Source organism: Ruminococcus sp. N15.MGS-57, from assembly GCF_000980385.1.
Taxonomy (GTDB): domain Bacteria; phylum Bacillota; class Clostridia; order Oscillospirales; family Ruminococcaceae; genus Hominimerdicola; species Hominimerdicola aceti.
Map to the genome: position 1 here is coordinate 1 of NZ_LARF01000026.1, position 23367 is coordinate 23367.

General features: G+C 44.4%; 16 protein-coding genes and 1 tRNA gene. 9 read left to right on the forward strand and 8 right to left on the reverse strand.

Annotation, left to right across the window (positions count from 1 at the left end):
- Positions 1-1410, forward strand: a 1410-nt coding sequence (locus WS40_RS06845) for a hypothetical protein (RefSeq protein ID WP_046441304.1), incomplete at its 5' end; no start/stop codon positions are given.
- 197 nt (positions 1411-1607) lie between these two features.
- On the opposite strand, the gene WS40_RS11500 is transcribed toward WS40_RS06845, so the two are convergent.
- Positions 1608-2012 carry an ImmA/IrrE family metallo-endopeptidase gene (locus WS40_RS11500; protein WP_118054438.1) on the reverse strand — a complete coding sequence of 135 codons (405 nt, stop codon included), beginning with the start codon at positions 2010-2012 and terminating at the stop codon, positions 1608-1610.
- A 3-nt stretch (positions 2013-2015) separates the two neighbouring features.
- Positions 2016-2363 carry a helix-turn-helix domain-containing protein gene (locus tag WS40_RS06855; protein ID WP_022287876.1) on the reverse strand — a complete coding sequence of 116 codons (348 nt, stop codon included), beginning with the start codon at positions 2361-2363 and terminating at the stop codon, positions 2016-2018.
- A 318-nt stretch (positions 2364-2681) separates the two neighbouring features.
- On the opposite strand from WS40_RS06855, the gene WS40_RS06860 reads away from it, so the two are divergent.
- The gene (locus WS40_RS06860) at positions 2682-3158 is read left to right on the forward strand and encodes a hypothetical protein (RefSeq protein WP_046441307.1); all 477 of its coding nucleotides are present in this window, start codon (positions 2682-2684) and stop codon (positions 3156-3158) included.
- A gap of 322 nt (positions 3159-3480) precedes the next feature.
- Here the strand turns inward: WS40_RS06860 and WS40_RS06865 are convergent.
- A tRNA-Arg gene (locus tag WS40_RS06865) sits at positions 3481-3557 on the reverse strand.
- Positions 3558-3600: 43 nt separating this feature from the next.
- On the reverse strand, positions 3601-5553 hold the full coding sequence (gene metG, locus WS40_RS06870) for a methionine--tRNA ligase (protein WP_046441309.1): 1953 nt from the start codon (positions 5551-5553) through the stop codon (positions 3601-3603).
- Positions 5554-6273: 720 nt separating this feature from the next.
- Here metG and WS40_RS06875 point away from each other — a divergent pair.
- The 4 genes from WS40_RS06875 to WS40_RS06890 all read left to right on the forward strand — a co-directional run bounded on the left by WS40_RS06875 (position 6274) and on the right by WS40_RS06890 (position 12276).
- Positions 6274-7632 carry an MATE family efflux transporter gene (locus WS40_RS06875; protein ID WP_046441311.1) on the forward strand — a complete coding sequence of 453 codons (1359 nt, stop codon included), beginning with the start codon at positions 6274-6276 and terminating at the stop codon, positions 7630-7632.
- Between the two features lie 15 nt (positions 7633-7647).
- A complete protein-coding gene (locus tag WS40_RS06880; protein ID WP_046441313.1) occupies positions 7648-8355 on the forward strand; it encodes a histidine phosphatase family protein in 708 nt (235 codons plus the stop codon).
- 384 nt (positions 8356-8739) lie between these two features.
- On the forward strand, positions 8740-10503 hold the full coding sequence (locus WS40_RS06885; RefSeq protein WP_046441315.1) for an ABC transporter ATP-binding protein: 1764 nt from the start codon (positions 8740-8742) through the stop codon (positions 10501-10503).
- Positions 10504-12276, forward strand: a complete 1773-nt coding sequence (locus tag WS40_RS06890) for an ABC transporter ATP-binding protein (RefSeq protein ID WP_046441317.1) — start codon at positions 10504-10506, stop codon at positions 12274-12276. It begins immediately after the preceding gene.
- Positions 12277-12394: 118 nt separating this feature from the next.
- On the opposite strand, the gene WS40_RS06895 is transcribed toward WS40_RS06890, so the two are convergent.
- Both WS40_RS06895 and WS40_RS06900 read right to left on the reverse strand, forming a co-directional pair.
- Positions 12395-13105, reverse strand: a complete 711-nt coding sequence (locus WS40_RS06895; RefSeq protein WP_038672067.1) for an NAD-dependent protein deacylase — start codon at positions 13103-13105, stop codon at positions 12395-12397.
- 65 nt (positions 13106-13170) lie between these two features.
- Positions 13171-14241, reverse strand: a complete 1071-nt coding sequence (locus WS40_RS06900; RefSeq protein WP_022287915.1) for a branched-chain amino acid aminotransferase — start codon at positions 14239-14241, stop codon at positions 13171-13173.
- A gap of 313 nt (positions 14242-14554) precedes the next feature.
- Here WS40_RS06900 and WS40_RS06905 point away from each other — a divergent pair, with 313 nt between their 5' ends.
- The 3 genes from WS40_RS06905 to WS40_RS06915 all read left to right on the forward strand — a co-directional run bounded on the left by WS40_RS06905 (position 14555) and on the right by WS40_RS06915 (position 19552).
- Entirely contained in the window at positions 14555-16351 is a 1797-nt protein-coding gene (locus tag WS40_RS06905) for a L,D-transpeptidase family protein (RefSeq protein WP_325208467.1), read from the forward strand.
- Between the two features lie 67 nt (positions 16352-16418).
- The gene (gene uvrC, locus WS40_RS06910; protein ID WP_325208468.1) at positions 16419-18260 is read left to right on the forward strand and encodes an excinuclease ABC subunit UvrC; all 1842 of its coding nucleotides are present in this window, start codon (positions 16419-16421) and stop codon (positions 18258-18260) included.
- A gap of 8 nt (positions 18261-18268) precedes the next feature.
- Positions 18269-19552: a bifunctional folylpolyglutamate synthase/dihydrofolate synthase gene (locus tag WS40_RS06915; RefSeq protein ID WP_325208469.1), complete on the forward strand. Its 1284-nt coding sequence runs from the start codon at positions 18269-18271 to the stop codon at positions 19550-19552.
- Between the two features lie 42 nt (positions 19553-19594).
- Here WS40_RS06915 and glpK read toward each other — a convergent pair whose 3' ends face one another.
- Both glpK and WS40_RS06925 read right to left on the reverse strand, forming a co-directional pair.
- Positions 19595-21076: a glycerol kinase GlpK gene (gene glpK / locus WS40_RS06920; RefSeq protein ID WP_046441320.1), complete on the reverse strand. Its 1482-nt coding sequence runs from the start codon at positions 21074-21076 to the stop codon at positions 19595-19597.
- 200 nt (positions 21077-21276) lie between these two features.
- The gene (locus WS40_RS06925) at positions 21277-23136 is read right to left on the reverse strand and encodes a hypothetical protein (RefSeq protein WP_046441322.1); all 1860 of its coding nucleotides are present in this window, start codon (positions 23134-23136) and stop codon (positions 21277-21279) included.
- Between the last annotated feature and the right edge of the window lie 231 nt (positions 23137-23367).

The window sequence follows — 23367 nt, forward strand, 5'->3', positions numbered from 1 at the left end:
GTTGTTCTAACTGCAGTCGGTGTTGTGTGTTTGTTAGTTCGTGACCAGAGATCTGATACCCATTACCTGACGTCGCCTAAATTAAGAACAAGCTGTGTGCTGTTTTTAATTCTGTTGTTTCTTTTACTAAAGCTAGATATTGTATTATATCTTGCTGTCATAGTATACTATATTTACTTCTTTATAAAAGGAAAATGTCAAAATGAATATAACGAGTCTGAGAAACTTATGCACTGTTTCCTTTTTGCGGCGGCGTTCTTTGTTATAATGGCAGAGGGAAGTGGGCATGGCATTGCTGATATATTAAGTCATCTACCTTTTATCCGTGAATTTCGATTTCTGTATAAATGCTCGTTTATTTATGTACCGCTCATAATAGTGACGGGGGCGTATAAGCTGGATGGCATAAAAAAATATTATAAAACAGCTATAATTGCTTCAATAATAAGCTCCGTTTCTTCATTCGTTATTGTACTCTATTTCATGCTCTCTGGCAATCATGTATACATTAACAATAAGCACTATGATTATTTGGATTATAAGAACATTAAGTCAGAAGTTGAAATCTTGCTTGATAAAAACCATATAGACAATAATTACAGATTTCTTACGATAGGAAAGATTTATAGAGATAACGTGACGTATTACAATAACCCAATTGAATATAGTTCTAAAATATGTTTTTATGGTTTTACAAAAAATATCAGCACTGAGTATGGCTTGTTTTCCTTAAACGGTTATGATAATATATTTTCCAAGAAAGGCTTTGATCAGAGCAATGCGATAATGAGCAGTATCACAGATGAAGGTATGATGTGCAATATGGTAGCATCACCATTAAGTTATCTGCAATATATGAAAGACCCCGAATGGATAAATAAGTTTGAAGATCAGATGATATCAAACGGAGTAAAATATGTTCTGGTCGATAAAAATAGTCCGAAAGCTATTGAAGCATTCACCAAAGTCATTGAAAAATGCCCTAAATTGACAATATCAAGTGTGCATGATTGGACACACGGCATGAAACTTATGGAAATAGACGGAGTCTCTCCTATCTGTTCCTATGGGGATAATATTGAAATTCCGATAAAAGCAGATTTGGATACGCTAAATTTTGATACTGACTTTGCTAAGGATACCGAGATAGTTGTATCAATGACCTACGTTGATAATTACAAATTGACATTATATCAAGACGGAAGATCAGTAGGAGATGCTGAACTGTCAGAAACCTCAGATGGCTATATTTCAGCAGTTATACCTAAGGGCAATTATACAGTGCAATTAAGCTATGAAAACAAGGGAATGGATATAACAGTGCTCATTGCCATATTCACAACAATAATTACATCGGCAGCAACCATTTATTTGTTTTTGGATAAAAGCCCCAAGACAACTAGCACTTGATTTGTATATATCGCTTCGACTGCCACAACTGCACGGACGTTTTGCCACAACTTGTTGCTGACTTCCCGTGGGCAGTCAGCGACAAGTTCGTGGATATATTGTGCGGTTCAATAGTGGCAAGAGCGCGGTTTTGTAACCGTTAAAGTGCGGTTTTAACTCAGTGCAGTTGCGGTTCTGTGGGCGGTATATACATTTTTCTACCCAAAATAAACCCCATAATACCTGCAAGCCTTTATCATAAAATCCTCGCTCACATCAAAATGTTGCGCAAGCAGATAAATACTGTCCAGATTTTTCTTTATGGCTTTGATAAGCTCGTTTTTCGGTATCAGATTTTCTATCGCCCACTTGTCTGCACGGTATTCATGCTGTGAGATGTTGTCTGCCGTGGCGTATCTGTTGTAAAACGCACCCTTTACGCAGTGACCTATCTCGTGAGCAGTGCGCTCTTTCAAAAGCCTTGCAGGCGTCTGGCTGTCTATGCCGATCGCACAGCCTCCTGCGCCAAAAAGCGATATCGCCCCGCACTTTGGACAATCAATAAAATCTATAGTTATGTTCTCTCTGCTGCAAATATCATACAATTCCTGTATGTTCGTCATCTCTCACTTTTCACCAGCCTTTCTGCGCTTTGCTTCCTCTCTGAGCATGACCATTTCTGCATACTGCTTGACCTCGTCAAACATTTCGTCCGTCACTCCAAGCGTGCCGTTGAATAATGCATATTTCAGCTTCGTGTCAAAATCTTCTTCCCTGCCAGATATAAGATATTGTACGCTCACTCCAAATCTGTTCGCTATCTTTGTAGAATTCTCTGCGGAAAGCCGTTCCGTCCTGCCTTTGCTCAGCTCAGATAAACAGCTCCTCGTTATAGACAGCTCCTTGCACATCTGCGATACCGTCATATTGTTCTCCTCGCATAGTTCTTTTATCCTTTTGTACATTTCAGTCATATTTTCTTCCTCCAATTGTGATCATTTCACAAAAGATACAGAAGTCTGTATCAAATTCGCTAATACCTATTGACTTTTGCAGAAACCTGTAGTATACTGTATGTATCGTTAGTACAGATATCTGCATAAAATCTGGCTTTGATATAATTATAATACATTTTCCTGTAAAAGTCAAGAGAATAAACCGCCCCCCTTTTTGACATCTCCGCCCCGAGAGATATACAGAAAACGGTTATCTGAAATGTCATTGCTTTATTTTATTTACAGTATATCATACTAACTGTCCAAATGTCTGTACAAAAAGGCGAAAGGAGAAAAATGTACGATAATATAGATTATTCCGTAGAGGTAAATTCCATAAAAAGGCTTGCACCCTCAGCGAGCCGATATAATTTCAGAAGCGGTGGAAGCAGAGTTAATACAGCCGCACTGCGAAAGCTTTCACAGTATCGCAAACTAAGGTGGCAGGAGTGGAAGCTTAAAGAAGATATCTGCGAAATGTCCTCACAGCTTGCCGCAGTGGGGGAGCATTGCGGCAGGGTAGCCCACAGAGGGAAAAAGCTTACTGACTTGTGGCTTGATCTTGCAAAGGTGCAGCTTCGCTTGAGAGAATGTGAGGAGCTTGCGGCAAAAATGCCAAAACGCTATCGTGGCGTGGTGAAAAGCCGCTATTTTGACGGCTCAAAGAAGCACCCACCTGAGTGGGGAAGCTCCGCCGCAGAGTTCGGCTTTCCCTTTGGAGGAGAAGAACTGCGCAGGCGAGTGACAAAGTGCCTGAATGAAATATGCAATTAATAAAACGCCTTACACAAGGTAAGGTTTTAATGCCAGCCACGGCGAGCATATAACTCTCCCAGCATATCATGCCTATGGGCGGAAATAAAAAAATCCGCTACCATGAATGATAGCGGATTTGGTGCAGGTGTAAGCACCTACAAAGTAAAAATAACGACCAACTACACCAAGCGTCGTAATAGTAAGGTTTAGAAGAAAGTTGGGCGTAAATCGTCCGCCACGGCGGACATATAACTTTCCCAGCATATTATGCATATGGGCGGAAATAAAAAAATCCGCTTCCATAAATGATAGCGGATATGGTACAGGGGCTCGCCCCTGTTGGTGCGCCTGACAGGAATCGAACCTGCGACCTCAAGAATCGGAGTCTTGCGCTCTATCCAACTGAGCTACAGACGCATATAAGGAGCGGAAATCCGCTCCTTATTTTTTTATAAATTTTTTATCTAAGCTTAGCTCCGCATGGCAAGTCCTGATCCGGGAAAATAACGCTTGCCGCACCGTCAGGTGTGTCAGCCGCACATATCATGCCGTTTGACTCAACTCCGCAAAGCTTCACAGGCTTCAGATTGGCTACAATAACTACCTTCTTGCCAATAAGATCTTCAGGCTTGTACCATGCCGCAATGCCCGATACTACCTGCCTGCCGCCAAATCCATCGTCAAGCTGTAAGCAAAGAAGCTTCTTGGACTTCTTTACCTTCTCGCAGTCCTTAACAAGAGCAACTCTCAGATCTACCTTTGCAAAATCATCTATGGTTATCTCGTCAGCTATAGGCGCAGGCTCAAATCCATCGTCAGCCTTTTCCTCAGGCTCTGCATTGCTGCCTATTATCTTGTTAAGCTCCTCTATCTCCTTGTCAACGTCAATTCTTGGGAAGATGATCTCACCCCTGTGAACTGTAACGTCAGCAGGAAGTACACCAAACTTGCCAGCATTCTCGTATGTGATGTCGCTCTCAGCCGCACCTATCTGCTCCCATACCTTTGGCATTGTTGTAGGCATAAAGTTGCTGAGAAGCGTTGATACTATCCTGATAGTTTCAAGCAGATTGTAAAGAACTGTCGCAAGTCTTGCCTTTTTGCTCTCGTCCTTGCCAAGTACCCATGGAGCTGTCTCGTCAATGTACTTGTTAGCCCTAGATACTACCTTGAATATCTCAGCCAAAGCATTGTTTATCTGAGTCTTGTCCATGAACTCGTCTACCTTTGCAACAAGTCCCTTAGCCTCAGCAATAAGCTCAGCGTCAAATTCGCCCTCTTCTCTGTCAGCAGGAAGCGTGCCGCCAAAATATTTGTCAACCATAGCTACAGTTCTTGAAACAAGATTGCCAAGACCATTTGCAAGGTCAGAGTTTATTCTGTTTATCATTATCTCGTTTGAGAATGAGCTGTCTGCACCTAAAGCCATTTCACGAAGAATGTGGTATCTGATAGCGTCAGCACCATATCTCTCACCAAGAATAAACGGGTCAACAACGTTGCCCAAAGACTTGGACATCTTCTGTCCGTTGAATGTTATCCAGCCGTGTACAGCAAGATGCTTAGGCAGTGGAAGATCAAGTGCCATAAGCATTGCAGGCCAAACGATAGCGTGGAATCTCATGATATCCTTTGCTACCATGTGAACGTCAGCAGGCCAGAACTTGTCAAAATCATTGTACTGCTCGTTCCAGAAACCAAGTGCAGAAATATAGTTAGAAAGTGCGTCTATCCAAACGTAAACGACGTGCTTGTCATCAAATGTAACAGGAATACCCCACTTGAAAGTGGTTCTTGATACACAAAGATCCTCAAGACCGGGCTTGATAAAGTTGTTTACAAGCTCAGTGGCTCTTGTCTTTGGCTGGAGATAATCTGTCTCAGTGAGAAGCTTCTCTATCCTATCAGCAAATGGCGACATCTTGAAGAAGTAAGCCTCCTCCTTAGCCTCTGTTACCTCTCTGTGACACTCAGGACAACAGCCGTTCTCGTCAAGCTGTGACTCAGTCCAGAAGCTTTCGCAAGGCGTGCAGTATTTACCCTTGTATTCGCCCTTGTAAATGTAGCCCTTGTCATAAAGAGCCTTGAAGATCTTCTGAACAGTTTCAATGTGATAATCGTCAGTAGTTCTGATGTATCTGTCATAGCTGATGTTCATGTAGCTCCAAAGCTTTTTGAAAGTCTTGACTACCTCATCAACATATTCCTTAGGCGTAACACCCTTTTCAGCAGCCTTCTGTTCGATTTTCAGACCATGCTCGTCAGTGCCTGTGAGGAACATGACATCATAGCCCTGCATACGTCTGTATCTGGCAATAGAATCGCAGGCAACAGTGGTGTAGCAGTGACCGATATGAGGATTACCGGAAGGGTAATATATCGGGGTAGTGATATAAAACGGTTTTTTCTCCATATAAAGGACCTCCGTAAAAGAATTTGCATAAGCAGCATTTCTTATATTATACTACTTTACAGTGGTTTCGTCAAGCGGTAAAGCGATTTAAGTGAGGAGTGAGGAGTTAGGAGTGAGGAATGGGCAAAGTCTACCAGAGTTGTGCACCCAGCACCGAGCGTAGCGAGATATAAAACGCAGGCACAAGCCCGGCGTTAGAGGGCTTGCAGGGTCAAGGGACAGAGTCCCTTGTGGGTTCTTAGGGCAAAGCCCTGAGCGGAGTTTGAGGCAGAGCCTCATTCGGCGTAAGCCGACAAGGTGCAGATTAAGGTGTAAAAAGCACACGAGAGCCATATATCAAACAAACCCCATATCGGAGCACAAAATCTGCACCGCCCACCCTCGCCCTGAGCAAATGTAAATCCGCAAAGAGCGTAGCGATTTTGCGGCACAACAAACCATAGCAATCAAATGTAGGGGCTGGCGCCCTCGACAGCCCACCCCCCTTGACATTTCGCATTATTGTTTATCTCACAACCATTGATAACCCCACAAACATCGGTAGGGGCGAACATCGTTCGCCCGTGCTCAGAACTTGCATAAATTCTGAATCATAGAGGACACCACCCGATTTGTGCTGATTTAACAAATAATTCATACAACTTTCGTATAAAAATGCTATAATAAAAAAGTTAAAGTATATATTCTAAGAAAAAGTAACTCTAAGGTGGGAATCGTAAAATGGAAGAAGTAAGAGAAAATAAAATGGGAACGCAGCCCATAGGCGATCTGCTGTTCAAAATGTCCCTGCCGATCATGATATCCATGCTCGTGCAGGCGCTCTATAATATCGTCGACAGCATATTCGTTGCCAAAATAAGCGAGGACGCACTCACTGCCGTGTCACTGGCTTTCCCTGTGCAAAATCTTATGATAGCCCTCGGTGCAGGCACTGGTGTCGGTATCAATGCACTGCTGTCAAAATCACTTGGTGAAAAGAATTTCAAGCTGGCTAACAGTGCCGCCAATAACGGCATTTTCCTCTGCCTAGTGAACTTCGTTATCTTCGTGGTTTTCGGTGCATTTTTCACCGGGATCTTCTATCGTTCACAAACCTCAAGCAAAATAATCATCGAATATGGCGACCAGTACCTAACCATCATCACCCTGCTAAGTATCGGTCTTTTCTGCCAGATGACCATGGAAAAGCTTTTGCAGGCAACAGGTAAAACTATCTATTCAATGTATACTCAGGGAATAGGCGCAGTGATAAATATTATCCTCGACCCTTGCTTTATCTTTGGCGTGGGCTTCTTCCCTAAGTGGGGCGTAACAGGTGCGGCTGTGGCTACCTGTATCGGTCAGTTCACCGCTGCAGCTTTCGGACTTTTCTTTAATATGAAGTTCAACAAAGAGATAACCATAAACCTTGTGAAGTATAGACCGCAGGCAAAGATAATCAAGAAGATCTACGCTGTCGGCCTGCCGTCCATCATAATGCAGTCTATCTCTTCTATCATGACATACGGCATGAATAAAATACTTATCGGCTTCTCAAACACCGCCGCCGCAGTTTTCGGTGTGTATTTCAAGCTTCAGAGCTTCGTTTTCATGCCTGTTTTCGGACTTAATAACGGTCTTATCCCTATCGTTGCCTATAACTATGGTGCAAGAAAGAAAAAGCGTATCACAGGTGCAATAAAATACGCCATGATATATTCTGTGTCTATCATGATAGTCGGCACTATCATAATGCAGATTTTCCCTGCACAGCTTCTGAAACTCTTTGACGCAAGCGATAATATGCTAAGCATAGGCGTAACAGCCCTGCGTATAATCAGCACACACTTCTTCTTCGCAGGCTTTGATATAATCATAATCTCATCATTGCAGGCTCTTGGCAGGGGACTTTCCTCTATGCTCGTTTCATTTACAAGACAGCTTGTTGTGCTTCTTCCTGTGGCGTATCTTCTTTCCCTTACAGGCAAGCTTGACGCTATCTGGTGGGCGTTCCCGATAGCCGAAATATTCTCGATCATGGCGTCATTGTTCTTCCTTAGAAGAGCCTACAACGCTGAAATAAAACCAATGGCAGACTAACTAGGAGGTATTTTTATGCGGCTTATTTTTATCAGACACGGCGACCCCGATTACGTTCATGATACCCTTACAGAAAAGGGCAAGCGTGAAGCAGAGCTTCTTGCACAGCGTGTAAAGAATTGGGACGTTTCAAAGTTCTACGTTTCTCCCCTTGGCAGAGCACAGCTCACAGCGGAATATTCCCTGAAGCTCCGTGGGGATACCGCCGAAACTCTCCCTTGGCTGAGAGAATTTAACGGCATAATACCCACCTCTGACGGAGGACATCGTATCCCATGGGATATGTACCCTACCGAGTGGGCGGATAAAGAGATATACTATGACCGCAATAATTGGTTCAAGTCCGATTATATGCAAACAGGCAATGTTGAAGAACAGCTTAAATGGGTGCATGAGGGTATTGATAAGCTTCTTGCCGACCATGGTTATATCCACGAGAACGGTATGTTCCGCATTGAAAAGCACAGCGATGAAACCCTTGTGTTCTTCTGTCACTTCGGCGTATCAATGGTGATGATAGGACATCTCCTTGGTATTTCCACCATGAATATGTGGCATGGCTTCAATATGCAGCCTACATCTGTGACAGTCCTCGGCTGTGAGGAGCGTGAGGGCGACTATGGCTTTTTCAGATGCCACGTCATGGGCTGTACAAAGCACCTTGCAGGCGGCAACGAGCCTATCTCCAACGCAGGCTACTTCACCGACGTTTTTCAGGATTAAATAAACCCGTAAGGGTGACTTTTTCGCTCGCATATTATTGCATACAAAAATATCCTCTATCCGCTCTGTTAATTCAGGGCGGTTATTTTATTGTGCGAAACCTTAGTTTAATATAATGTAACAGTCAAAGAAAACGTTTTATTCTAAATATGACTATCGTTAGATAACAACATATTCATAATTTGTGAAAAAGCACAACAAAGGCTTCGCGTTTTCGTTGATTTTTTAGCTTGCTTTATGTAAACTAAATGCTTTTACCCCCTTGACTTTATTTTGAAAAGGGCTTATAATATCCCATAGCTTAAAAGAGTATGGGTTTCATATTTTTATATATGTGCCTATGAGAGCATGAAGTTTAGAAGAATAAAAGGAGAGTGAAAGAATATGTTCCAGCTTCAATGGATATGGCACAATCTGAAAGGCTACCGAAAATTCTATGTAACAGCCCTTGTGCTGTCTATCGTATGCAACGCCTTGTATCTTACCACACCTTATTTCAGCAAAGAGCTTGTGGATAAGTTTCTTTCAAGCAAGGACGCACTTTTTAATCTTGAGCATGAAAGAAAGCTGTTCTGGTTGCTGCTTGCAGGCATGGTGGGTTTTACCTTGGTTAGAACTATCTGTCAGTACACCTGCAACATGACCTATGAATTATCATCTCAGGGCATGATATACAGAATAAGGACACACCTTTTCAGACGTATCGAAAATCAGGATATGGAGTTTTATGACCGCAACCGAACAGGCGACCTTATGACAAGGCTCACAGGCGACCTTGATATGGTGCGTCATGCAGTGGCATTCGTTTTTAAAGGTATGCTTGAATCATGTTCGCTGTTTATAGCCTCATCAGTTTATTTCTTTATGGTAAGCTGGAAAATGGCACTTCTTCTGCTGGCTGTTACACCGTTCATATTCGGCGTGGTGGTGCTTCTTGATAAAAAGGCAAAGCCGGTCTACGTTGACCTCCGTGAGAAGCTGTCCCAAATGAATACAGACGCTCAGGAGAACATCTCAGGCAACAGAGTTGTAAAAGCCTTCGCACGTGAGGACTATGAGATAGAAAAGTTCCAAAAAGCCAATAAAGAATATTCTGACGCCAACAAAAAAGCGTCACTGCTGTGGCTTAAATTCTTCCCTTATATGGAATCTTTCGCAAACGCCTTGTCAGTTATAATGCTCCTTGGCGGTGGATTTTTCCTTATAAAAGGCGAGATAACAATGGGCGAGTATGTTGCTATCTCAGGACTTATCTGGGGCATCGCAAACCCTGTCAGAAACCTTGGTATCTATGTGAATGATATGCAAAGGTTCATGGCTTCCGCAATGAAGGTCATTGAGATATACTATGCAAGACCTATCATCACCGACCGTGAAGATGCAGTTGACCAGACAGAAAGGCTTCACGGAGATGTCGAGTTCAAGGACGTTACCTTTAAGTTTGGCAAGCATATAGTCCTTGACAACGTGAACTTCAAGATAAAAGCAGGTCAGACAGTTGCCATAATGGGCGAAACAGGTTCAGGCAAGACCTCGCTTATAAATCTCATACCAAGATTTTACGATACCAACTCTGGAGAAGTCCTTGTGGACGGTGTGAATGTAAGAAAGCGTAAGCTCTCACAGCTCCGCTCACAAATAGGTATGGCAACTCAGGACGTCCTGCTTTTCTCTGATACCATAGACGGCAATATCGCATACGGCGACTCTGATATGTCCGAAGAGGACGTTAAGCACTATGCAAAGCTTGCGGCAGCAAACGAATTCGTTGAGAAAATGCCTGACGGCTATGAAACTATCGTGGGCGAGCGTGGCGTAGGTCTTTCAGGCGGACAAAAGCAAAGACTTTCCCTTGCAAGAGCCTTAGCCATAAAGCCTGCCATTCTTATCCTTGACGATACCACCTCCGCCGTGGATATGGAAACAGAAAAGTATATTCAGGACAGCCTTAGAAACCTCGATTTCCCATGCACAAAGATAATAATAGCCCAGCGTATCTCCTCCACAAAGGACGCCGACGTGATAATAATCCTCGATGACGGCAAGATAACCGAAATGGGTACTCATGATGAGCTTATCGCCAAAAAGGGATACTATTACGAGGTGTTCAAGCTGCAGAATGATGGCTTCGGAAAGGAGGCGGTCTAAATGGCAAGAAACCGTTATGACGTTGACGAAGTCCTTGAGACCCCATTTGACTTCGCCCACCTGAAACGCTCCTTTGTGTATATCAAAAAATATAAGGGCAAAATGATAACCGCCCTTATGCTGAGCGTGTTCGCCGCAATATCAGGACTTCTCGGACCGCTCATCACACAGTATGCACTTGATAATACCATACCGCAGAAAAATATTGGACAGCTCGTCCTGCTCACCCTCGCATTTGTCGGCACTATAGCCGTGTCCATAACATTCTCCACTATCCGTTCAAGGATAATGACAGTTGTTGGTCAGGATATAATCTTCGATATCCGTACCGACCTTTTCAAGCATTTGCAGGAGCTTCCATTTGAGTATTACGATAACCGCCCACACGGCAAAATTCTTATAAGAGTTGTAAACTATGTAAACTCCGTGTCGGATATGCTCTCAAACGGTATCATCAATGTTATACTCGAGTGCCTTAATATGCTTTTCATCATGATTTTCATGTTCTTTGTGAATGTGAAGCTGTCATTGGTGGTGCTTTCGGGTCTGCCGATATTTGCAGTCATAATGATGATGATAAAGAAAAGACAGCGTAAAGCATGGCAGGACGTTTCAAACAAATCCTCAAACCTTAACGCCTATTTGCAGGAAAACATCACAGGCGCAAGAGTGACCCAGATATTCACCCGTGAGGAAGAAAACGCCCAGATATTCGACAGACTTTCCGAGAAATATCGTAAAAGCTGGATAAACGCCGTGAAATATTCTAACCTTGTTTGGCCTGCTACTGACAACGTTTCTACTCTTGTGAGAGCCGCAATATTCGTGGTGGGTCTGCTGGTTCTGACCCCTGCGGCAGTGAGCCTTGGAACTATCGTTGCCATGACAAGCTATGCTTCAAGCTTCTGGCAGCCTATCATGAACCTGTCAAACATCTTCAATAACTTCATCAACAATATCGCCTACCTTGAGCGTATCTTTGAAACCCTTGACGAGCCTGCCACTATTGCAGACAAGCCGAACGCTCAGGATATCGGTGATATCACAGGCGAGGTAAAATTTGATGACGTTACATTCAGCTATGAGCAGGGCAAAACAGTTTTGGAGCATATCTCCTTTGACGTTAAGCCGGGCGAAAGCGTTGCCCTCGTTGGACCAACAGGCGCAGGAAAATCTACAGTAGTTTCTCTCCTGTCAAGATTTTATGACCTGGACAGCGGTAAAATAACCATAGACGGCAAGGATATAAGTCAGGCGACCTTGCATTCTCTCCGCTCACAAATGGGCATAATGCTTCAGGACAGCTTTATTTTCAGCGGCACTATTTATGATAATATCCGCTACGGCAGACTTGACGCAACGGAAGAAGAAATAAGAGAAGCCGCAAAGATAGTTTGCGCAGACGAGTTCATAAGCGAAATGAAAGACGGCTATATGACCGAGGTCAACGAGCGTGGCTCAAAGCTTTCAGGCGGACAGAAACAGCTTATCTCCTTTGCAAGAACGCTCCTCTCCGACCCGAAAATACTTGTCCTTGACGAAGCAACTTCATCAATAGACGCACGAACAGAAAAGCTCCTTCAGCAGGGACTTCAAAGACTTCTTGTTGGCAGAACTTCATTTATTATCGCACATAGACTTTCCACTATCAAAAACTGCGATAAGATAATGTATATCGACAACAAAGGCATTGCCGAGTGCGGCACTCATGACCAGCTTATCGCAAAGAAAGGCGAATATTACAAGCTTTATACCGCACAGCATATGGACTAATAAAATAGCATAAAAACACGGGCGAACACTGCCCCCTGCAAATGTGGCTATCCACATCTGTAGGGGCGAACAGCGTTCGCCCGTTTGTTATTTCACCATGTTATCACGTTGTTTATCTTTACTTTATCACTATCTTATCCAACGTTTCCCCCACCTTGTCATGGATAACAAGGTCGCAGGAGCCGTCCATGGAAGTCTTGTCCCGATTTATCAGCACAAGATTATCCCCCTGAAAATATCTAACCATTCCTGCCGCAGGATAAACTGTCAGAGAAGTGCCTGCAATAATAAGCGTGTCGCACTGAGATATCTCTCTCACCGCCTCCGTCACAGTTTTATCATCAAGCCCCTCCTCATAAAGCACAACATCAGGCTTGATTATTCCGCCGCAGGTGCATTTCGGAATGCCTGTGCTGTTTAAAATATCCTCCGCAGTGTAGAATTTTCCGCAGTCCATGCAGTAGTTGCGGTGTACGCTTCCGTGAAGCTCCAGCACCTTTTTGCTGCCTGCCGCCGTGTGAAGTCCGTCAATATTCTGCGTGATAACTGAAGAAAGTATGCCTGCCCTCTCCATTTCCGCCAGCTTGTAATGCGCCTTGTTAGGCTTTGCCGTCAGACAAAGCATTTTGTCACGGTAAAAATCATAAAATGCCTTTGTGTGCCGCATAAAAAACGTGTGGCTGAGTATCTGCTCAGGGGGATAATCATATTTCTGATTGTAAAGTCCGTCCACCGACCGAAAATCAGGTATGCCGCTCTCTGTTGATACCCCTGCTCCTCCGAAAAATACTATCCTGTGTGACTTGTCTATTATCTGCTGCAGCTCCATTTTTATCACTCCTATGAAAAATGCGGTCTATACCGAAGCACAGACCGCATTGATTATTCACGATATTAGTCGATCTTGACGATCCAGCCAAACTCGTCTGGTATCTTGCCCCACTGAATGCCTGTCATTGTATCATAAAGCATCTGTGAAACAGGGCCGATCTTGTTGTTGTTTATCTCCATTACCTTGTCGCCCCACTTAAGATGACCAACAGGTGAGATAACAGCAGCAGTACCTGTGCCGAATACCTCGTCAAGCTTGCCGTTGTCGTAAGCCTCAGCGATCTCCTCGATAGAGATCTTTCTCTCGCTTACCTTGTAGCCCTTCTTCTTGCATATCTCGATAGCAGACTTTCTTGTGATACCAGGGAGAACAGAGCCAAGAAGCTGTGGTGTAACAACTTCGCCGTCAATAACGAAGAAGATGTTCATTGAGCCAACTTCCTCAACATACTTTCTCTCAACACCATCAAGCCAAAGTACCTGCTCGTAATCCTGCTCGTGAGCTTCTTCCTGACCTGCAAGTGAGATAGCGTAGTTAGCGGCTGTCTTAGCAAAGCCTGTACCGCCTCTTACGGCTCTTACATACTTGTTCTCAACATAGATCTTAACAGGGTTAAGACCGGTTGAATAGTAAGCGCCTGAAGGTGAAAGAATAATGATGAACAGATAGTGGTCAGCAGGCTTAACACCTACATATGGGTCAACTGCGATGATAAATGGTCTGATGTAAAGGGAAGCGCCCTCTGTGTGAGGAACCCAGTCCTGCTCCATTTTAACAAGAGTTTTCAGAGCGTAGAGCATATCCTCTTCGTTTATCTTAGGAATTACCATTCTCTCAGCAGAGTTGTTCATTCTCTTGAAGTTCTCCTGCGGTCTGAAAAGCTGAACAGAGCCGTCAGCAGTACGATAAGCCTTAAGGCCTTCAAATATCTCCTGACCGTAGTGCAGGCACATAGCAGCAGGGGAGAGTGAAAGGTCGCCGTAAGGCACGATCCTAGCGTCATGCCAACCCTGACCTGCGTCATAATTCATAACAAACATATGGTCAGTAAAAATGTGACCGAAACCAAGCTTTGTCTCGTCAGCTGGTTTTTCCTTTGGAGTAGTGGTACGTTCGATCTTGATATCTAACATACAGATCCTTCTTTCTTAAATTAATGATCGGCTCGGCAAGCGAACCTTTACCACATATATTATAATACTTATTGTGATCTTTTTCAAGAGGTTTTGCAAAAAAAATTCCTTGTCACAGGAAAAATATGCAGGATAACATTTTGAAAACTGCATTTTTATACAACTGTATGAAAACTGTTGAGAAATCGTCATAAAATTGTCTTTATATTGTAGGAAATACTCCTTGAAAAAAAGGTGATAGTGTTGTATAATAGGGTAAAATAAATGTGAAACAAGTATATTATAATAAGGTTATATAAGGAAAGGTAATATTATGAACGATAGAGAAAGAAAGGATAATGAGCTTGGTATAGATCTTGATATGAAAGGCCTTACCCTCGACAGCGATGAAGCCGCAAAGCCGCAGGCGCAGAACCGCCCTATGAGCCATGAGGATATGGCAAGAATGATCGCTAAAAATATGGCAATGCAGGACGGCGGCTTTGACGAGCCTATCACTCCCGTAAGAGGAGTTTCAGACTTTGGCGAGGAAACTATCAAGCCTAAAAAGCCCAAAACAACTGAAACACGCAGTAAAAATGCAAAGCCTGCATCAAAGCAGACTTCAAAGAGCGGCTCAAAGAATGGGAAAAAGAAGAAAAAGAAGTCTTCGTCAGGAAAGACTGTCGCAATAGCAATATGCTCAGTTGTTGGTGTTATGATAGTCGCCGCAGGTGGTTTCTATCTGTGGGGCATGAATTCGTATAAGGATAGATTTCTTGGAAATACATATATAAACGGCATCGAGGTCAGCGGAAAGACCAAGGCGGAAGCCTATAAGCTCGTAAGCGAGCAGGCTGTTATCCCAAAAGCCATCACCGTTACAAAGAAAGACGGCACAACATTTTCCATAAAGCTGTCTGAAATAGGCTATAACGATAATACTCAAAACCTTATCACACAGTATTATACTCAGCAAAACCACTATTCATGGTTCTCTTCTGCCATGAAACGTACGGATTTCACTTTTGAATCTAAGTTCAAGTACGATAAGGCTAAGCTTGAAAAGGTGCTGAAAAGAAAGGTGCTTGACTCCCAAAGCACAAAAGATCCTGAGGACGCCTATATCAAAAAAGGCGACGACAACAGCTATGTTGTTGTGAAAGAGACCACGGGCGACGCTGTGGAGGAGGGTAAGATAGACGAACTTTATTCCTATGTGGAAAATCAGATTGACGACGGTAGTTTTGACGTTGATATCTCAAAGGCAGATTGCTATAAAAAGCCTGCCATAACAGCGGATATGCTTGAAGAGACCTGCCAGAAGCTCAATAACCTTAATGATATCGAAATAACATTCGATTTTATCTACACCACCGAAACTCTCACAGGTGATACTATCATGGATTGGATAACCTTTGACGAGGATAACGCCGAAGCCGGCTATACAGTTGATGAAGACAAGGCAATGGCATATGTTGAAGACCTTGCAGATAAGTATGATACCTATGGCAAGGACAGAGAGTTCAAGACCACAAAGCGTGGAACTATCACTATCCCCGAGGGTCAGGGCTGTTACGGCTGGTGGATAGACCAGCAAAAGACCTGCGACCTTATCGTAGACCTTGTTGAAAAGGGCGAGTCTGCCGAAACTGAGCCTGTCTACTATGTAAACCCTGACTCAGCCTATGAGTATACCTGCAATAAGGATTGGCGTACAGCCGATAAGGATTACGGCAACACTTATATCGAGGTAGACCTTACCGCACAGCATTTGTGGTATTATAAGGACGGAAAGCTCACAATGGAGTCTGATATAGTTTCAGGCTATCCAAGCAAGTCAAGAAATACCCCTGGCGGTGTTTATAAGCTTTGGTATAAGGAAAAGGGCAAGACCCTCAGAGGATCAGCAGACGGACAGTCTTACGCTTCCTATGTTGACTATTGGAACAACGTTTCCACTATCGGCATAGGACTTCACGACGCATCATGGCAGAACGGCAACTTTGGCGGTGAGCGTTATAAGTCAAGCACATGGGGCTCACACGGCTGTATAAATATGCCTTTAGATAAAGCAAAATACGTTTATGAAAAAATAGATATGGGTACTCCTGTATTTATGTATTGGTAAGAGATAATAGCAAGGCAATACGGACAACTCGTATTGCCTTTGCTTTTAGTTTCAGTTAGGAGAATTTATGTATATTACAGATGAAGACAACCCACGCCTGCCATTTCTGCGTGATAAAACTTCAAAGCTCACCACCTCACCGGGCTGTTATATAATGAAAGACAAAATGAAAAAGATAATATATATCGGCAAGGCGAAAAATCTCCGCAACCGTGTGACATCTTATTTCAGAAAGGGTCAGGATCACCTGCCAAAGGTGTGGAAAATGGTGTCCCACGTCTATGACTATGACTTCATCGTCACTGACTCCGAGTTCGAGGCACTTGTCTTGGAGTGTTCTCTTATAAAGCAGTATACCCCGAAGTATAATATCCTGCTGAAAGACGATAAGGGCTATAGCTATATCAGGGTCACAAATGAGGACTATCCACGCCTGCAAGCCGTATTGCAAAAATACGATGACGGAGCAGAGTATATAGGACCCTATACAAGCTCGTTCGCAGTAAAACAAGCCGTTATCGAAGCCAATAAAGTCTTTATGCTCCCTACCTGCACCCGAAAATTTCCGCAGGATTTCAGAAAACAGCGTCCCTGCCTTAATATGCACATAAAGCAGTGCATGGGCGTTTGCACAGGAAAATTCTCTAAAGATGAGTATAATTCTATAGTCCGTCAGGCGGTGGACTATATCCGAAACGGTTCGTCAGATTCAGTTGAAAGACTCACCGATGAAATGAACAAAGCCGCTGAGGAGCTTGACTTTGAGCTTGCCGCAAAGCTCCGTGACCGTATCCAAGCCATACAAAAAGCCGCTGAAAGTCAGAAGATAATTAATGACGATATTCGTGACACTGATATAATCGCCATTGCTCAAAATGGCGAAATGGCGTGTGCAAGCGTTATAATGTATCGTGGGGGCAGACTTTTTGATAAGGCTTCCTATTTCCTTGGGGAAAAAGACGACAGCGTAAAAATGCGTGAAGATTTTCTCATGCAGTATTATTCCTCCAAAGACAGTATACCGAAAGATATCCTCCTTGACGAGGATATCACAAACGGCGAGATAATAGAGAAATTTCTCCGCCAGAAGTATGACCATGCCGTGAATATCTCTACTCCGAAAAGAGGACAGTTTCTTCGCCTTACCACCCTTGCCAAAAGCAATGCCACCGAGTATCTCTCCATAAAAGTCGGCAGAACGAGCCGTGAGATAACCGCCCTTGAGGAGCTTGCCAAAGCATTGGGACTTCCCAAGACCCCGAAATATATCGAGTGCTACGATATATCGAACCTCGCCTCTACAAATATGGTCGCAGGCATGGTGGTCTTTGAAAACGGCAGACCATGCAAGAAGTATTATAAAAAGTTTTCTATCAAAACAGTTGCAGAGCAAAATGACTATGCATGTATGCAGGAGGTCATAGAACGTCGCTTTAGAAACTACTTTGAGAAAACAGACGAGGGCTTTTCCATTATGCCCGACCTTATCTTGCTTGACGGTGGAAACGGCCACGTCAATGCCGTTGAGCCTGTCTTAGAGCGAATGGGTGTGACCTGCCCATTGTTCGGACTTGTGAAAGACTCCAAGCACCGTACACGAGCCGTTGCCACAGGCGGCGGAGAAATAAGCCTTGCAAAGTGCAGAGCGGCGTTCAATCTTGTTACCGCCATTCAGGACGAAGTCCATAGAGTAGCCATAACCTATCAGGCGCAGAAACATAAAAAGAATGCCCACCGACTTGAGATAACCAAGGTCAAAGGCATAGGCGATAAAAAAGCCGCAAAACTCATCACCGAGTATAAGACCAAAGAAGCTCTCAAAAAAGCCACAGTAGAGGAGCTTGCAAAGACCGCAGGTGTGAATATAGACACCGCAAGAGAGCTTAAAGAAATAATAGACGAAATGTAGGGATAACATTGATAGAAAATACCAAAGACATAGACGAGCTTGAATTTATAAACAGCTTTTCCCATTCAGGCAAGCCCGTGAAAGACCTGTCCAGAATAAAAGCCTTGCTTTCCGACCTTGGCGACCCGCAGGACAGCCTTAAATTCGTTCATATCGCAGGCACGAACGGCAAAGGTTCAATGGCGCAGATGTTCAGCGAGGTCTTTCAGTGCGCAGGGCTGAAAACAGGTCTTTTCACCTCGCCTTATATAATAAGCTATACCGACAGGATAAAAATAAACGGCATTGATATCCCAAAGCCTGCCCTTGCGAAAATGGCAAAGCGTGTGAAAGCCGTCACCGATATGCACTGCGACCGTGAGAATTTCTCTCAGTTTGAAATAACCACCGCCATAGCTTTCCTCTATTTTGCCGAGGAAAACTGCGATATAGTCGTCCTTGAAACAGGTCTTGGGGGACTTTTAGACAGCACCAACGTTATAAAAACCCCTGTCCTAACAGTTATAGGCTCAGTGGACTTTGACCATACCGCCATTCTGGGTGACACCCTTGAGAAAATAGCCTATCAGAAAGCAGGCGTTATAAAACCCCACTGCCCATGCGTTTTGAGTGCAGGCAATGACATGAAAGTTATCCGCACCGTCAGAGAGCAGGCGGTGAAAAATCTTTCTCAGCTCGTTATCCCCGACATCAATCAGCTCAAACTTATAAGCTGTGACGTTTTCGGCTCAAAGTTTCAGTTCAAAGGACAGCCCTATGAAGTCACAATGGGTGGAGCACATCAGGTGCTGAACGCCATGAGCGTCATAAGCGGAATACGCCTTATCAACGATACCATGAAAATTCCCCAGGATAAAATTTTTGAGGGCATCAAAAAAGCCCAGCTCCAAGGCAGAGTGCAGATACTCAGCCGTGAGCCACTGCTGATACTTGACGGAGCACACAATCCCGACGGCTTGTCAGCCTTAGCAGGCGTATTGGAGCATTGTGAAAAACACCCATGCTACGCTGTTATGGGAATGTGCAGGGATAAAAACATCACCGAGGCAGTAAAGAAAATTATACCGTATGTAGACAAATTCTACACAGTTGACGGTTTCAGCGACAGAGCCGAAACTGCCTCTGACCTTGCCGACATCATAACCAACGCAGGCGGCAGGGCAGAGCAAAGTCCAAAGCCTGCCCTTGAAATGGCACGTCAGCTAATAAGCGAGAATCCTCACGGAGTGAATCTTATATGCGGTTCGCTTTTCCTATGTGCCCAGGTGCTTAATGAAATGAAAGATATATAACAGAAAGGGCGACCCACCCAAGGTCGCCCGATTTTTTTACCTTTATTCCCTAATAGCCGCCCCGACCGCTTTCTTCCAACCACCTATCAGATCACTGCGTTTACTCTCGCTCATAGACGGAATAAACTCCCTGAACTTATCCGAAACGCCAACAAGCTCTTCCATACTGCCCCAAAGCCCACAGCCAAGCCCTGCAAGATATGCCGCACCTGTTGCGGTGGATTCCACGTTATAAGGCCTTATGACCGAATGACCCAATATATCAGCCTGAAATTCCATAAGAAAATCGTTGCTCGCCGCACCACCGTCAGCCTTTATGCTTCCGATAGCCCCAGCGTCCTCCTCCATCGCCCTGAGAACGTCATAGGTCTGATAGCACATAGCTTCCAATGTTGCCCTGACTATGTGGCATCTGTTTGTTCCTCTTGTAAGCCCTGTTATCATGCCCCTGGCTTCGGGCTTCCAGTATGGTGCGCCAAGTCCCACGAATGCAGGCACAAAGTATACACCGCCCGTGTCCTCAACGCTTCTTGCAAGCTCCTCGGTTTCTGCCGCAGTGTGTATTATGCAAAGCTCATCACGAAGCCATTTTACCGCCGCACCCGATACGAATACCGACCCCTCCAGAGCATAATTCACCTTTCCTCCTATGCCCCAGGCAATAGTCGTGAGCAGCCCATGACGGCTTTCCACAGGCTTTTCACCTGTGTTCATAAGCAGAAAACCGCCTGTGCCGTAGGTGTTTTTCACATCGCCCTCACGGAAACAGCATTGCCCAAAAAGTGCCGCCTGCTGATCTCCTGCACAGCCTGCGATCTTTATCCTGCTTCCGAAAATGTTCTCCTCAGTTTCGCCCAAGTCACCCGAACATTCTTTGACCTCAGGGAGCATACAGCTGGGTATGCCCAAAAGTCCCAGTATCTCCCTGTCCCATTCAAGGGTGTGAATGTTGAAAAGCATAGTCCTGGAAGCATTGGAGTAGTCCGTAACGTGTACCCTTCCCCCTGTCAGATTCCATATGAGCCAGCAATCCACAGTGCCGAAAAGTATCTCTCCCTTTTCCGCACGCTCCCTCACACCCTCAACATTTTCAAGTATCCACTTTATCTTTGTGGCAGAGAAATAAGGGTCGATAAGAAGTCCCGTCTTGTCCTTGAAAAACTTTTGCAAGCCCTGACTTTCCATTCGTGCGCAGTCCTCAGAAGTCCTCCTGCATTGCCAAACGATAGCGTTATAAACAGGCTTGCCGGTGTTCTTGTCCCAAAGTATCGTCGTTTCACGCTGGTTTGCGATGCCGATAGCCGCCACGTCCTCCGCTGTTATCCCAGCCTTTGCAATGACCTCACGAGCAGAACTGAGCTGACTTTCCAGTATGTCCATAGGGTCATGCTCCACCCAGCCGTTGCCGGGGAATATCTGCGGATATTCTTTCTGTACGCTCGCAACCTTTTCACCCTTTGCGTTAAAAAGCACCGCTCTGGAGGAAGTCGTTCCCTGATCTAAAGAGAGTATGTATTCTTTCATAAAATTTCTCCTTATTGCAAAAAAGGGGCGGAAATCCCACCCCTGATTATTCTGTAAAAGTAACGTATATACGTCATTTGTAGGGAAACGGTGCAATTTCTGCTTTGCAGAAATGCGACGTCCCGCTTGCCCGACGTTTTGTTTACTTATTTTTTTCGTTACACCACGTTGCGGTTATTCTGCCACACTTTATATCGTCATCAAATAAGCCCCGTGTAAAGCAGTATAAGATAAATGATCAACAAAAGCGACAGAACGCCAAGAAGCTTCCAAATACCCTTTATGGCGGACTTTTCCTGCTTTTTAGCTTTAACAAATTCCTCGATAGCGTCCGGAGTGTATTCTTTGTGCATCTGGCTTCCTACCGTTGGGTTGAGCATATCATTGATGTTGATGTTGCGGTATTTTTCCTCACGAAGCTTCTTAGGATCGGTCTCCTTGGTGTTGATGTTATCATATGAAGAATTGAGCAGGCTCTTGTCCATTTTCTTCATGTTGATAGCGTCCATAGAAAGCTCTGCTTCCTCAGGTCTGCCAAGGCTGTCACCGTTGTCGTAAATATGCCTTGTGTCAACGCTCTTCATAAGCTGATTGTTTGAGCGGTTTGCCCTCAGCATCTTGATAAGAGTGTCAGTGTAGAGGTTTTCCTCTTCCTCAGCCTCGTCAGTAAGGATTATGTCCGAGGTGTCGTTTATCGCCTCGTCAACTGTATCGATAAGGGAAGTAAGTCCCTTGTTCGCCTTCTTGTATGGCTTTTTAGCCGCAGGCTTCGGAGCTTCCGCCGCAGGCTGTGGAGCAGGCTGGCTGTACACAGGCGTTGAAACTGTCTGCTGTGCAGGCTGTGCTGTCTGAACAGGCGTTGGAGCAGGTGCAGGCTGTGAAACTGGCGGAACAGAAGCAGAAACAGGCTGGCTTGCAGGTGCAGAGCCTGAAATGCCCTCGTGTCCCGGAATAAAGATTTTTCTCTTTCTTATAGGTGCGTTTATCTCGCCGGGAATACCGCTCTGAGCCATCGGCTTTGTGTTGAATACAGGAGCAGACTGGATGTCCTCTGCGGGCGTCGGTGCAGGAACAGGAGCAGGCTGTGGCTCTGGTGCAGGCTGTACTGCTACAGGTTCAGGCTGAACGGGAGCTGGAGGCGGAACTACCTTAAGCTCAGGATTTTCCTCAGGCTCGTCAGGTATAGGCTCGCTGTCAGGACCGTCCTCGCCAACGATAGCGTCAGCAGAAATGGAGCTTGCAGCCGCAGAGAAATCGTTGCTCTCGATAGCCGAATCCTCGTCGCCCTCAAAGTTTACCATTTTGCCTGTTGTAACATCATAGTATTCCTCACCGTCCTTGACAGCGATCTTGAGCTTCGGCGCAGGCTCGCCCCTCTTAGGCAGGTTAGCCTGTGGAATGTCAATGTCAGGAAATACCTCGTCAACGTCCACCTTTGCGATCTTAAGTATCTCCATTGCGGATCTGCACTTCATAGAGCCTCTTACCATTTCCTTGATAGGAAGCAGAATTATATCGCAGAATGTGGCATAGAAAGACCTCAGCGCAGACATTGAGCCGTCAAGCATATCCTGCGGAAAACGATGGTCAAAATACTTATCCCATTGCTCAGGGCTTGACATGATCATCTTGTCTATGTACTGACAAAGTGGTATCCAAAGCTCAGGCTCTTCAAAATCTCTGTCATTGGTGATGAGCCACATATAACATCTGAGAAAACAGTCATAACATGAGATATCTCTGAGGTTGAGCATAACGTCATCAATGTTCAGGGAAGCCGAAAATATAGGATCAGAGAATGCGAAGCATCTGTATCCGTTGCTGGCGATCTTTGCATAAGCCGTTTTCAGATCCTTTTCAGAACGGGAGAAAGGCGGCAGAAAATCAAAATCATAAGGCGTTTCATAATCAGCCGTGTCACCTTTAGCCGCCATATCAAGCAACTTTTTGTATGTGAGCGTGACATCAGCAGTAGGAGTGTCAACGGCTATGCCGAGCACCCTGAAAGGATTGCAGGCGAAAAGTTCCATTGCCGTTATCCCAAGTGACGGTCTTGTCATAAATATATCCTCCTCAATGAATTTACTTCATATATACTTAAGCTTTTACCCTTCTTATTCGTGTTATCTTCTTCACGATCGGGTATTTTTGTGTATTTTTATGCCAAAATAGTTTTCTTAAACTAATTTGTTTTTTGTTTTTAATTAACAAAATAAATAACTTAACAAATATAGTATAGCAAATATTAGTATAGATTACATTAACTAAACGTGAATTTTATATTTATATTA

What these genes read in the sequence shown, in the direction of transcription:
- WS40_RS06890 (WP_046441317.1), top strand. Translation starts at nt 10,504, where the DNA reads ATGGCAAGAAACCGTTATGACGTTGACGAAGTCCTTGAGACCCCATTT.
- WS40_RS06875 (WP_046441311.1), top strand. Translation starts at nt 6,274, where the DNA reads ATGGAAGAAGTAAGAGAAAATAAAATGGGAACGCAGCCCATAGGCGAT.
- WS40_RS06905 (WP_325208467.1), top strand. Translation starts at nt 14,555, where the DNA reads ATGAACGATAGAGAAAGAAAGGATAATGAGCTTGGTATAGATCTTGAT.
- WS40_RS06860 (WP_046441307.1), top strand. Translation starts at nt 2,682, where the DNA reads ATGTACGATAATATAGATTATTCCGTAGAGGTAAATTCCATAAAAAGG.
- WS40_RS06925 (WP_046441322.1), bottom strand. Translation starts at nt 23,136, where the DNA reads ATGACAAGACCGTCACTTGGGATAACGGCAATGGAACTTTTCGCCTGC.
- metG (WP_046441309.1), bottom strand. Translation starts at nt 5,553, where the DNA reads ATGGAGAAAAAACCGTTTTATATCACTACCCCGATATATTACCCTTCC.
- glpK (WP_046441320.1), bottom strand. Translation starts at nt 21,076, where the DNA reads ATGAAAGAATACATACTCTCTTTAGATCAGGGAACGACTTCCTCCAGA.
- WS40_RS06880 (WP_046441313.1), top strand. Translation starts at nt 7,648, where the DNA reads ATGCGGCTTATTTTTATCAGACACGGCGACCCCGATTACGTTCATGAT.
- WS40_RS06900 (WP_022287915.1), bottom strand. Translation starts at nt 14,241, where the DNA reads ATGTTAGATATCAAGATCGAACGTACCACTACTCCAAAGGAAAAACCA.
- WS40_RS06895 (WP_038672067.1), bottom strand. Translation starts at nt 13,105, where the DNA reads ATGGAGCTGCAGCAGATAATAGACAAGTCACACAGGATAGTATTTTTC.
- uvrC (WP_325208468.1), top strand. Translation starts at nt 16,419, where the DNA reads ATGTATATTACAGATGAAGACAACCCACGCCTGCCATTTCTGCGTGAT.
- WS40_RS11500 (WP_118054438.1), bottom strand. Translation starts at nt 2,012, where the DNA reads ATGACGAACATACAGGAATTGTATGATATTTGCAGCAGAGAGAACATA.
- WS40_RS06855 (WP_022287876.1), bottom strand. Translation starts at nt 2,363, where the DNA reads ATGACTGAAATGTACAAAAGGATAAAAGAACTATGCGAGGAGAACAAT.
- WS40_RS06885 (WP_046441315.1), top strand. Translation starts at nt 8,740, where the DNA reads ATGTTCCAGCTTCAATGGATATGGCACAATCTGAAAGGCTACCGAAAA.